Source organism: Arcobacter aquimarinus (genome assembly GCF_013177635.1).
GTDB lineage: Bacteria > Campylobacterota > Campylobacteria > Campylobacterales > Arcobacteraceae > Aliarcobacter > Aliarcobacter aquimarinus.
The window spans coordinates 1,933,912-1,946,941 of the sequence record NZ_CP030944.1 but is presented as its reverse complement, the minus strand read 5'-3'; the positions used below and the strand labels follow the sequence as shown (position 1 = coordinate 1,946,941).

The 13,030-nt window shown below is 30.1% G+C and carries 10 protein-coding genes, 3 tRNA genes and 1 rRNA gene; all 14 read left to right on the top strand.

Annotated elements, in window-relative coordinates:
• Positions 1-41 precede the first annotated feature (41 nt).
• The 14 genes from AAQM_RS09825 (at position 42) to AAQM_RS09760 (ending at position 12,949) form a co-directional block, all read left to right on the top strand.
• Positions 42-911, top strand: a complete 870-nt coding sequence (locus AAQM_RS09825; protein WP_129095998.1) for a glycosyltransferase — start codon at positions 42-44, stop codon at positions 909-911.
• Between the two features lie 61 nt (positions 912-972).
• Complete coding sequence (gene rpmB, locus AAQM_RS09820) at positions 973-1,161, top strand: 50S ribosomal protein L28 (RefSeq protein WP_129095997.1); 189 nt, start codon at positions 973-975, stop codon at positions 1,159-1,161.
• 25 nt (positions 1,162-1,186) lie between these two features.
• Entirely contained in the window at positions 1,187-2,314 is a 1,128-nt protein-coding gene (locus AAQM_RS09815) for a potassium channel family protein (RefSeq protein ID WP_129095996.1), read from the top strand.
• Position 2,315: 1 nt separating this feature from the next.
• Complete coding sequence (gene argJ, locus AAQM_RS09810; protein ID WP_129095995.1) at positions 2,316-3,497, top strand: bifunctional glutamate N-acetyltransferase/amino-acid acetyltransferase ArgJ; 1,182 nt, start codon at positions 2,316-2,318, stop codon at positions 3,495-3,497.
• 77 nt (positions 3,498-3,574) lie between these two features.
• Positions 3,575-3,790, top strand: a complete 216-nt coding sequence (locus AAQM_RS09805) for an HP1242/YdcH family protein (protein WP_129095994.1) — start codon at positions 3,575-3,577, stop codon at positions 3,788-3,790.
• A gap of 155 nt (positions 3,791-3,945) precedes the next feature.
• Positions 3,946-6,540 carry a DNA gyrase subunit A gene (gyrA, locus tag AAQM_RS09800; RefSeq protein WP_129095993.1) on the top strand — a complete coding sequence of 865 codons (2,595 nt, stop codon included), beginning with the start codon at positions 3,946-3,948 and terminating at the stop codon, positions 6,538-6,540.
• Positions 6,541-6,544: 4 nt separating this feature from the next.
• Positions 6,545-7,582, top strand: a complete 1,038-nt coding sequence (locus AAQM_RS09795; protein WP_129095992.1) for an aspartate-semialdehyde dehydrogenase — start codon at positions 6,545-6,547, stop codon at positions 7,580-7,582.
• Positions 7,582-8,100 (top strand): YqhA family protein, encoded by a 519-nt coding sequence (locus AAQM_RS09790; protein ID WP_129095991.1) that lies wholly within the window; start codon positions 7,582-7,584, stop codon positions 8,098-8,100. Before AAQM_RS09795 ends, AAQM_RS09790 begins: the two co-directional genes overlap by 1 nt.
• An 11-nt stretch (positions 8,101-8,111) precedes the next feature.
• Positions 8,112-9,152: a uroporphyrinogen decarboxylase gene (gene hemE, locus AAQM_RS09785; protein WP_129095990.1), complete on the top strand. Its 1,041-nt coding sequence runs from the start codon at positions 8,112-8,114 to the stop codon at positions 9,150-9,152.
• A 77-nt stretch (positions 9,153-9,229) separates the two neighbouring features.
• On the top strand, positions 9,230-10,147 hold the full coding sequence (locus AAQM_RS09780) for a radical SAM protein (protein WP_129095989.1): 918 nt from the start codon (positions 9,230-9,232) through the stop codon (positions 10,145-10,147).
• 65 nt (positions 10,148-10,212) lie between these two features.
• Positions 10,213-10,287, top strand: a tRNA-Asn gene (locus tag AAQM_RS09775).
• A gap of 33 nt (positions 10,288-10,320) precedes the next feature.
• A tRNA-Asn gene (locus AAQM_RS09770) sits at positions 10,321-10,395 on the top strand.
• Positions 10,396-10,433: 38 nt separating this feature from the next.
• Positions 10,434-10,508, top strand: a tRNA-Asn gene (locus AAQM_RS09765).
• A gap of 923 nt (positions 10,509-11,431) precedes the next feature.
• Positions 11,432-12,949, top strand: a 16S ribosomal RNA gene (locus tag AAQM_RS09760).
• Positions 12,950-13,030 lie beyond the last annotated feature (81 nt).

The following is a 13,030-nucleotide window of genomic DNA, read 5'->3' as shown; positions in this document are numbered from 1 at the left end:
TAACTATAATAAGAATTAAATATTTAAATGAAAAGTAATTTATGGACAAAATAACAATTTCTTACAAAACAACTAATATATTAGTAGAAAAACTGAAACAACAAGAAAATATAGAAGTCTTAAAACAGAGTACTTTTTTAGTCTCTTTATTTAGTAAAAAAAAATATGCAGATGTATACTTTCATTCTGGCAGTTTAGATGAAAAATCTATTGAAAATATAATAAACTCTAAAATGACAATAACAAATTGTTTTGCTTCAATGAATGAAATAATAGCAAAAACAAAAATTTCTCATGAAAAAATAAAAGTGATATATCCAAGTATAAATATTGAATATAAAAAACCAAAAGAAGTAAAAGTTAAACTTTGTGAAGAACTCAATATTAATATTGATACTAAATTGATTTTATTTACAGCAAAAAATTTTAAAACTTCAGGAATAAAAGAGTTTTTAGATATTTGTTCTTCAATTTCTTATCAAAATCTAAAAATTATAATTACAGGTGAACAAAAACAGATTACTGCATTGCAGTTTCAATTACCAAAATATCAAAATTTAGAAGACAAAATAATTTTATTAGAAGATTATAAAAATATTGATGATTTATTTTTAGCAAGTGATATTTTTTTATTACCAACTTATAATAAATTTTTTTCTGCCAATGTTGTAAAAGCAATGTTTTGTAAGTGTGTTGTTTTTTTATCTATAGAGAATGATGCAAAAGAGATTGTTGATGTGTTTGCTTCAATGGATTCACCAACAGACCCAAGTACAGCTTTTAAGATAGATGCCGTTTTATTAGATAAAAATGAGATGAAAAAAATAAAAAAACAAAATAGAAAATTAGCTTTAGAGTTCGATATAAACTCAAATTTAATTAAAATAAACAATATCTTAGAAAATGTTTAAATTTAACTTAAGAAAATTAAGATACAATACGCAAATATTTTTCACTACGTAAGGAAGACAAATGTCAAGAAAATGTGCAATATCTGGAAAAGGACCTATGGTTGGTAACAACGTAAGTCACGCAAAAAACAGAACTAAAAGAAGATTTTTACCAAACATTAGAACAGTTAGAGTTACTTTAGAAGATGGAACTACAACTAAGTTAAAAATTTCTGCAAAAGAGTTAAGAACTCTTAAAAAACACTCATAATAGAAGGCGCTAGTATAGTGCTTTCATGAGCATAATCAATAAAATTAAAAAGTCTCTTGGCTGGGAAGTTAGGAGAATTAAACCTCAATACGACTTAAATCCAATAATTTATTCTCAGTTAAAACCTTTAAGACTGCCCCTTATATTAATTCAAATTGTAATGATGATAGGAACTTTAGGGTATGTATATCTTGAAGATTATTCTATAATGCATGCAATTTTTCAATCAGCTTATACGCTTACAAATACTGGTTTTGGTGCTTTAAATGAATCAAATTTTAGAAATGAAACAATTGTTTTTACAGTATGTTTAATGTTATCAGGATTTGCAAGTCTTATTTTTGCTGTGGGGATTGTAATAGATGTTATTGCAAATGGTACTTTGCGTGAATTATTAAAGGAAAGAAAAATGCTTTATAAAATAGCAAGATTAAGAAGACATTTTGTAATTTTTTATCATAATGAATATACTATTCAATTGGCAAGGCAATTTAGAGAAAATCATATTCCTTTTGTTGTTGTTGATCCAAGTGATAATATTGAGCAAATAGCAAAAGAGAATCATTACCCTTATTTCATAAAAGAAGAACCATATAAAGAACTTGCTTTTTTGAAATCACATTTAAGTTCAGCAAAGGGTGTTATTTCTTTATCAAAAAATATATCAGATAATATTACTTTAATTGCATCGGTTAGACTTTATGAAAAAGAGTTGGGACGAAATCCATTTTTGATTATTTCAAATGCAGAAACTCAAAATGAAAAAATAAGACTTAAAAAGCTTGGAGCGGATAAAGTTGTAGCAACTCCATCTTTAATGGCTAAAAGAATTAGTGCAATGGCAATAAGACCAGATATGGAAAATGTTTTAGAAGAGTTTTTGTATAAAAAAGATACACCAATTGACATGGAAGAGATTTATGTAAACGAAAAATCTTGGATAGTTGATAGGCAATTAAAAGATTTAAGACTTAGAGATATTTTAAAAGTTTCGGTAATAGGTATTACTGAAGTTAGTGGATTGTTTATTCAAATGCCAAAAGGAACTACAGTAATTAAAGCAAATTGTAGATTATTATTAGTTGGTTCTCAAAAAGGAATATCAAGAGCTAGAAAAATTATAAATTTAACTACACAACCAGAGGATATATAAAATGTTTACTATTTTACCAATTAAAGGTTATATTGATCAAATTGATGGATTTTATTGTGATGGAATCCATGCAGGGCTTAAACCAAATGGAAATAATGATTTAGGATTTATTTATACAAAAGAAGCTTGTACTGTTGCGGCAATTTTTACAGAAAATAGATTTCAAGCTGCACCTTTAAAACATTTTTTACAATATGGTGAAAATTTTAAAACAAATTTTGTATTAATTAACTCAAAAAATGCAAATGCATTAACAGGAAGAAAAGGTATTGAATCAATTAATACTTTGTTTTCTCAACTTGATTTTGATTTAATAAATCCAGTAATGAGTAGTACAGGTGTTATTGGAAATCCATTACCAATTGAAAAATTAGTTGCTGGTGCTAAAAAGTTTGATTTAACAGCTAAAAACGGTGAAAACCTTTCTCGTGCAATTATGACAACTGATGCATATGCTAAAACTTGCATGTATGAAGTAAAACTTGAAGATGGAACTTCATTTAAGATTGGTGCTGTTGCAAAAGGTGCAGGGATGATAAATCCAAATTTAGCAACTATGCTTTGTTTTATTTGTACAGATGCAAATGCTCCTTTTGAAGATATAAAAGAGGCATTAATTGCAAATAGTCATACTACATTTAATGCAATTTCTGTTGATGGTGATACTTCAACAAATGATACCGTTATGGTTTTAGCAAATGGAAAATCAAATGCTTACGATAAAGAGGCATTTAAAGAAGCACTAAGACTTGTAATGCATGATATGGCGATGTTAATGGTTGCAGATGGTGAAGGAGCTAAAAAAGTTGCAGCATTTGAAGTTATAAACGCAGTTTCAAATGAACAAGCTGAAATTGCAGCAAAAGCATTATCAAATTCACTTTTAGTTAAAACTGCACTTTTTGGAGAAGATCCAAACTTTGGAAGAATTGCTTCAACAATTGGTGCAAGTAGAATTGATTGTGATGATGAAAAATTGGTAATTTCTTACAATGATGTTGTAGTATTTAATAAAGGTGAAATTTGTTTTGATGCAGCGACTGAAGCAAAAGCAGCAGATGTATTAAAAAAAGATAAATATAAAATTATTTGTGATATTGGCTTAGGTGATGGAAAATTTACAGCGTATGGTTGTGATTTAGGATATAAGTACGTAGAAATTAATGCAGATTATAGAAGTTAGTGTATAAAAAATTTACAATAATTTAAGTACATAAGTTGTATAATTATAAAATCAAATTTAAACAGATAGGATAGAAAATGTTTCACGAATATAGAGATGTAATTACAGAACTAAAACAAAAGGATGCTCATTTCCATAAAGTTTTTGAAAAACATAATGATTTAGATCATGAAATTGCAAGATTAGAAGAGTCTCATGCAGATCAATTTGAAATTGAAGCAAAGAAAAAAGAGAAATTAAAACTAAAAGATGAAATTTACTCTATGATAGTTAAACATAAAGCTGGAAATTAATCTTTTATATTAAAAGAATTAACTAATCAAGGGGATGAAAGTTTAAACTTTTATCCCCTTTTTTTATAAATTTATATTATTAAATTTTATTACAACTATCACTAAGTACAAATTAGATATAATAAAACAATTTTATATTACAAAGGCCTTTTTTTATGGAAAACCTTTTCGAAAATCAAGATATTATAAATGTAAATATTGAAGACTCTGTTAAAGCTTCTTATTTAGATTATTCTATGAGTGTTATTATTGGTCGGGCATTACCTGATGCAAAAGATGGTTTAAAGCCAGTGCATAGAAGAATTTTATTTGCAATGCATGATTTAAGTATTACTTCAAAATCAGCTTATAAAAAATCAGCAAGAATTGTTGGAGACGTAATAGGAAAATATCACCCTCATGGTGATACTTCTGTTTATGATGCCCTTGTAAGAATGGCTCAAAATTTCTCTATGAGAGCTCCTTTAGTTGATGGACAAGGAAACTTTGGTTCTATCGATGGAGATAGTGCTGCTGCTATGAGATATACAGAAGCTAGAATGACTAGAATAGCTGAAGAAGTATTAAGAGATTTGGATAAAGATACAGTTAATTTTGTTCCAAATTATGATGATACTATGAAAGAGCCTTCAGTTCTTCCAACAAGAGTTCCTACTTTACTTTTAAATGGAAGTGAAGGAATTGCTGTTGGTATGGCTACAAAAATTCCTCCTCATAATATAAATGAGTTATTAGAAGCAGTTTTATATACAATAGATAATCCAGATACAACAGCAGATGAGTTAATGCAATTTGTTAAAGGACCAGATTTCCCAACAGGTGGAACAATCTTTGGAAGACGTGGAATTATAGATGCATATAATACAGGAAGAGGAAGAGTAAGAATAAGAGCTAAGCATCATATAGAAACAAGAGGTAAAAAAGAGATTATAGTTCTTGATGAATTACCTTATCAAGTAAATAAAGCAAGATTAATTGAACTTATAGCAAACCTTGCAAAAGATAAACAAATAGATGGAATTTCAGAAGTTAGAGATGAATCTGATAGAGAAGGTATTAGAGTTGTAATTGAACTTAAAAAAGATGCAATGAGTGAAATAGTTCTAAATAACCTTTATAAATCGACTCCAATGGAGACAACTTTTGGAATTATTTTATTAGCAGTTCATAATAAAGAGCCAAAAGTATTTAATTTACCACAGTTATTGAATATTTTCTTATCTCATAGAAAAACTGTAATTATTAGAAGAACTATTTTTGATTTAGAAAAAGCAAAAGCAAGAGCTCATATTTTAGAAGGTTTAAAAATTGCTTTAGACAATATTGATGAAGTTGTAAAGATAATTAGAGCAAGTGCAAATGATGCTGAAGCAAGAGAGAGCTTAGAAAATAGATTTGGATTAAGTGCTATTCAATCTCAAGCAATTTTAGATATGAGACTTGGAAGATTAACAGGTCTTCAAAGAGATAAACTTGAAGCAGAATATGCAGAACTTATGCTTTTAATTGCTGAATTAGAATCTATTTTAAAATCTGAAGAAAAGTTAAATCAAATAATAAAAGAAGAGTTAACTGAGATTCAAGAAAAATTCTCAAGTGATAGAAGAACAGAGATTGAAGACTCTTATGATGAAATAGATATAGAGGATTTAATTCCAAATGAACCAATGGTTGTTACGATTACACATAATGGTTATGTAAAAAGAGTTCCAATTAAGTCTTATGAAAAACAAAGACGTGGTGGAAAAGGTAAAGTTGCTGTGACTACTCACGATGATGACTTTATTGAAAAATTCTTTGTAAGTAATACCCATGATACTTTAATGTTTGTTACAAATATGGGACAATTATATTGGTTAAAAGTATATAAAATTCCAGAAGGAAGTAGAACAGCTAAAGGTAAAGCGGTTGTTAACTTAATTAATTTAAGACCTGATGAAAAGATTATGGAAATTATTCCAACTCCTGATTTTGATGAGTCTAAATCTTTAGTATTCTTCACAAGAAATGGAATTATAAAAAGAACATCATTAAGTGAATTCTCAAATATCAGAAGTAATGGTGTAAGAGCAATAGTTCTTGATGATTTAGATGAGATTGTTACAGCAAAAATTGCAGATGTAGAAACACAATATTTAATGATTTTTACAAGTATGGGACAATGTATTAGATTTGAAATTGAAAAAACAAGAGATCAAGGAAGATCAACTAGAGGTGTTAGAGGTATCAAATTTAAACATGAAGTTGACTTTGTAGTTGATGCCGATGTAGTAAGCAGTGAAGAGCAAGAACTTTTAACAGTATCTGAAAAAGGTATTGGAAAAAGAACAACTGTAAGTGAATATAGACTTACAAACAGAGCAGGTTCTGGTGTTATTTCTATGAAATTGTCTCCAAAAACAGGAAATGTTATAGGTGAAGTTTTAGTTGATGATACACAAGACTTAATGCTATTAACTTCAATTGGAAAAATGATTAGAGTTGATATGCAATCAATAAGAAAAGCTGGAAGAAATACAGCTGGTGTTATTATCGTAAATGTTGATAAGAATGATAAAGTTGTATCAATTGCTAAATGTCCAAAAGAAGATGAAGAGATAGAACTTGATGAAAATGGAAATGTAATTAGATATAACGAAGACGGAGAAATCCTTGAAACTACTACTCTTGATGTTGGTACTACAAAAACTCCAACTTTAATGGATGTAATAGATTCAGAAGATAATTTAGATAAAGAAGAGGAAGAGTAAAAAAATGAGAAAATTTAATGTTGCAGTTGTTGGAGCAACTGGTGCAGTTGGTGAAGAGTTATTTAGAGTTTTAGAAGAGTATGAATTCCCAATAAATAAATTAATACCATTAGCTAGTTCAAGAAGTGCAGGTTCAAAAATAGAATATGCAGGAAAAGAGGTAACAGTTTTAGAATTAACTGAAACAGTTTTTGAAGAAAATGATGTTGAAATTGCTTTTTTTAGTGCAGGTGGTTCAATTTCTGAAAAATTTGCAAAATTTGCAGTTGAAGCAGGGGCAGTTGTAATTGATAATACAAGTCATTTTAGAATGGATCCAAAAGTACCTTTAGTTGTTCCTGAAGTAAATCCAGAAGATATTAAATTATGGAAAGAAACTGGAATTATTGCAAATCCAAATTGTTCAACTATTCAAATGGTTCAAAGTTTAAAACCACTTGATGAATTATATGGAATAAAAAGAGTAGATGTTTCAACATATCAAGCTGTTTCTGGTGCTGGGAAAAAAGGTATGGAAGAATTAGTTCTTCAAATGCAAGCATTTTTTGCATTCAATTTAGAAGATGCAGAAAAATCTGCTTTTCCACACCAAATAGCTTTAAATGTAATTCCTCAAATTGATGTTGCACAAGATAATGGATTTACTAAAGAAGAAATGAAAATGGTAAAAGAGACTCAAAAAATTATGCATAGAAATATTCAAGTAGCAGCTACTTGCGTTAGAGTTCCTGTTTTAAGATCTCATAGTGAATCAATTACAGTTACGTTTAACGAAAATGTTGATGTTGATTTAGATGCAGTTAGAAATGCTTTAAATAATTTTGAAAATGTAAAAGTTATAGACGATTTAGAAAATAAAAAATATCCAATGCCATTAATTGCAACGGATACAGATTTTACTTATGTTGGAAGAATTAAAAAAGATATCTATGCTTCAAACATTATTCATTATTTTAATGTTGCTGACCAAGTAAGAGTAGGAGCAGCAACTAATGCAGTTAGAATTGGTCTTAAATGGATAGAGATGGAGAATGACATTTAATGTTAGAAAAATTATTCGAAAATGGACTATGGAAGAGTAGATTTGTAGTTATTCTTGCAGTTATTTTTGGATTTTTGGGTGCAGTTATTCTCTTTTTGGTAGCTAGTGTTGATATTATTGGTGTTGCAAAGTTTGTTATTACAAACGTATTAAATGGAACACATCCTGAACATTTTCATGAAGATATAGTTGCAGGAATAATAGGTGCAGTTGATTTGTATCTTATTGCTGTTGTTATGTTGATTTTTTCATTTGGAATTTATGAATTGTTCATATCTAAAATAGATGCAGCTTGTAATGAAGAAAATGAAAATTGTAATACTATTTTAGCTATTCATTCTTTGGATCAATTAAAAGATAAAATAGCTAAAGTTATTATAATGGTATTAATTGTAAATTATTTTCAAAGGGTTTTACATACAAAATATGAAACCCCTTTAGAGTTATTATATTTTGCTTTAGCAATTACAGCATTAGCTGTAGGACTTTACTTTTTAGGTAAAGTTGGTAAAAAATAAAAAGGAAAAAAATGTCAAAAATATTTGTAGATGCATGTTTTAGAAAACCAACACCTTATACTCCTGTTTGGATGATGAGACAAGCAGGAAGATATCTCCCTGAATATATGAAAGTTCGAGCACAAGCTGGAAATTTTTTAAATCTTTGCCATAATCCTGAACTTGCAGCTGAGGTTACTATTCAACCTTTAGATATTGTTGGTGTTGATGCAGCTATTTTATTTAGTGATATTTTAGTTGTTCCTAATGAAATGGGGATGCATTTAGATTTTATAAAAGGTGAAGGTCCTGTTTTTAAAGATCCTATTAAAACAGAATCTGATATTGATTCTTTAATAGGTGGAGTTGAAGCTGCAAATAAATTAACTTATGTTTATGAAACTATTAAACTTTTAAAACAACAATTACCAGAAAACAAAGCACTTATTGGATTTACAGGTGCTCCTTGGACACTTGCTACATATATGATTGAAGGGCAGGGTACTAAAACTTATAATTTATGTAAAAAAATGATGTATTCAAATCCTGAGCTTTTACATAAAATTTTAAGAAAAGTAACTGATGTTGTAAAAATTTATTTGGAAAATCAAATTCTATCTGGAGCAGATGTAGTTCAAATCTTTGATTCATGGGCAGCTGCAATTGAACCTTCTAAATATGATGAATTTTCATGGAAATATATGGTAGAAATTGCTGAATATTTAAAAGAAAAATATCCACATATTCCTATTATTATGTTCCCAAAAGGAATAGCTGCATTTATTGAAAGAGGTTTAGTTTATGGAAATTTTGATGTATTTGGAGTAGATTGGGGAACACCAATGGCTCTTGCAAAAGAAAAATTAGGTGAGAAATATGTATTACAAGGAAATATGGAACCTTGTAGATTATATTCAAAAGAAGCAACAACTATGTGTGTTGAAGCAATTCAAAACATAATGAAAGGTGAAGGACATATTTTCAATTTAGGTCATGGTATTTTACCTGATGTTCCTGTTGAAAATGCAATTCACTTTGTAAAAGAGTGTCAAAGAGTTTCAAAAAAAGCATAAAACAAATTTGTTTTAGAAAATTATTATAAAAGAGAGGCTATTTAGCTTCTCTTTTTTTATTTAAAAGGATTTTTATTTTGTCTTATTCAAATTCAATTATTTTTGGACCAATTCCTTCAAGAAGATTTGGAATATCATTAGGTATTGATTTATCACCATCAAAAAAACAGTGTAATTTTGATTGTTTATATTGTGAATTAGAACCAGCTAAAACTATTGAAAAAATGGATATATTTCCAAGTGTTGAAGAAATTATAAGTGCAATAAAAGATAGTTTTGAAAAACATCCAAAAATTGATGTGATTACAATAACATGTAATGGTGAACCAACTTTATATCCCAAATTAAATGATTTAATTAAAGAAATTAATAAAATAAAAGGTGAAACAAAAACTTTGATTTTATCAAATGGAAGTACAATTTATAAAAAAGAGATTTTTGATGCTTTATTAAAAATTGATATAGTTAAATTATCTTTAGATTGTGTAAGTGAAAAGTGTTTTAAAAAACTTGATAGACAAAATAAAAGTGTAGAAATTGATAAAATTGTTCCTTCAATGATTGAATTTTCACAAAGAACTACAAAAGATTTTGTTTTAGAAATTTTATTTGTTAAAGATGTAAATGATAAAGATGAAGAAATAGAGTTATTGTTTAATGCTGTAAAACAAATCAATCCTAAAAGAGTTGATATTGGAACTATTGATAGACCACCAGCATATAAAGTAAATCCAGTTAGTTATGAGTTTTTAGAAAAAGTTGCAAATAGATTTGAAAATATCAATGTAAATATAGTTTTTAAAAATAGACCAAAATTGATTCAAACTTATAGTGAAGATGAAATACTTTTTATGTTAAAAAGAAGACCTCTTACAAAAGAAGATATAGAAAATATGTTTGATGATAAATCAAAAGATATTTTGTCAAAACTTTTAGAAGAAAAGAAAATATCAATTCTAAATAGTAGTGGAGTCGATTTTTACAAAAATGTGTGAAAAAGTCTTGACAATAAAAACTTTTTTTACTATAATTCCACCCCATTAAAGTTGAAGTCATAAATTCCGGCATAGCTCAGCGGTAGAGTAGATGACTGTTAATCATTTGGTCCCTGGTTCGAATCCAGGTGCCGGAGCCATTACTTTAACTTTAATACTTATAATTTATAAATTCCGGCATAGCTCAGCGGTAGAGTAGATGACTGTTAATCATTTGGTCCCTGGTTCGAATCCAGGTGCCGGAGCCATTTATAAATTAAAGCTTACAATAAATAAAAAATCAAATTCCGGCATAGCTCAGCGGTAGAGTAGATGACTGTTAATCATTTGGTCCCTGGTTCGAATCCAGGTGCCGGAGCCATTTTATTTATTATATCTTCAAAAATTGAATTTCTTAAAGAAGATCCTTTGTTAAAGTTTTCATTTCTACTTTCTAGTATTTCTAAAGTAAAGCATTTAATGTTTTCATATTCTTTTGTCATTATTTTATCTGTTATAATATGAGAATTTTAACATCTAATTATATAAATAAATGGTTCCTTTGTATTAAGATTTAAATAATCATCTTCATTCGTATTTGTTAGATCTACTATATATAATAGTATTATTGTCTTTTCTCCCTACTCTCCCTTTTTATCATTTATAGAATCATTTCTTGAATAATTTGATAAGTTTTTTTCTTCATGAATATTTACCTTATTTAGCATTTTATAGATATTTATTATCAACCTTAATCAATATGAGATAAAAGAAAGATGTAAAATCATATTAAGAACAAAAGAGGAAGAGAAGAAAGAGATAGAAATATATCCAAAAAGTGGATTTAGAGAAGTAATAAATAATAATTAAAGATATATTAAGAGGTAGTAAGGGTAGAAACACAAAGATAAGATAGTAAAAGAATAGAGTGTACAGTAAATTTGAAAATTTTAGCTAAATTTAAGCTGTAAGCTCTTGACAAGGATAAAAAATCCTATTATAATTCCCGTCCAAATTGACTGAAGCGCATCAAACGAAAGAGAGATGAGAAAGGTTTTAGTTTATTAGGATGATCTTTAAAATAATTTAATTGAAGTTTATGAAGTAATCTTTATAAACCGAATATATAAATCTTATAAAAATCTGTTTCATTGTTTACAGAAATAAAATAAGAAATAATGTTAATATAAAAAATATATAAAACAAGATGAGATGGTAAAACATTGAAAACTTGTCTATGATAATGAGTGATAATTTTGTAATTAGTAAAATAATACAAAAATGTCAGTTTCAAATAATCTATAATTTATGGAGAGTTTGATCCTGGCTCAGAGTGAACGCTGGCGGCGTGCTTAACACATGCAAGTCGAACGAGAACGGATTATAGCTTGCTATAATTGTCAGCTAAGTGGCGCACGGGTGAGTAATGTATAGATAACCTGCCCTCTAGAAAGGAATAACAGATGGAAACGTCTGCTAATGCCCTATATGCCTTTAATACATAAGTATGCAAGGGAAACGCTTTAGTGCTAGAGGATGGGTCTGTATGGTATCAGTTTGTTGGTGAGGTAATGGCTCACCAAGACTATGACGCCTAACTGGTTTGAGAGGATGATCAGTCACACTGGAACTGAGACACGGTCCAGACTCCTACGGGAGGCAGCAGTGGGGAATATTGCACAATGGACGAAAGTCTGATGCAGCAACGCCGCGTGGAGGATGACACATTTCGGTGCGTAAACTCCTTTTATATAGGAAGATAATGACGGTACTATATGAATAAGCACCGGCTAACTCCGTGCCAGCAGCCGCGGTAATACGGAGGGTGCAAGCGTTACTCGGAATCACTGGGCGTAAAGAGCGTGTAGGCGGGTATATAAGTCAGAAGTGAAATCCTATAGCTTAACTATAGAACTGCTTTTGAAACTGTATACCTAGAATGTGGGAGAGGTAGATGGAATTTCTGGTGTAGGGGTAAAATCCGTAGAGATCAGAAGGAATACCGATTGCGAAGGCGATCTACTGGAACATTATTGACGCTGAGACGCGAAAGCGTGGGGAGCAAACAGGATTAGATACCCTGGTAGTCCACGCCCTAAACGATGTACACTAGTTGTTGTGAGGCTCGACCTTGCAGTAATGCAGTTAACACATTAAGTGTACCGCCTGGGGAGTACGGTCGCAAGATTAAAACTCAAAGGAATAGACGGGGACCCGCACAAGCGGTGGAGCATGTGGTTTAATTCGACGATACACGAAGAACCTTACCTGGACTTGACATAGTAAGAACTTTCTAGAGATAGATTGGTGTCTGCTTGCAGAAACTTATATACAGGTGCTGCACGGCTGTCGTCAGCTCGTGTCGTGAGATGTTGGGTTAAGTCCCGCAACGAGCGCAACCCTCGTCATTAGTTGCTAACAGTTCGGCTGAGAACTCTAATGAGACTGCCTACGCAAGTAGGAGGAAGGTGAGGACGACGTCAAGTCATCATGGCCCTTACGTCCAGGGCTACACACGTGCTACAATGGGGTATACAAAGAGCAGCAATACCGCGAGGTGGAGCAAATCTCAAAAATATCTCCCAGTTCGGATTGTAGTCTGCAACTCGACTACATGAAGTTGGAATCGCTAGTAATCGTAGATCAGCTATGCTACGGTGAATACGTTCCCGGGTCTTGTACTCACCGCCCGTCACACCATGGGAGTTGAACTCATTCGAAGCGGGGATGCTAAAATAGCTACCTTCCACAGTGGATTCAGCGACTGGGGTGAAGTCGTAACAAGGTAACCGTAGGAGAACCTGCGGTTGGATCACCTCCTTTCAGAGAATTAAGTTAAGATTTGTTTCTTAACTTAAAAACTTAAAAAAATATATGATTTTATATTCGGTTTATAAAGATTAT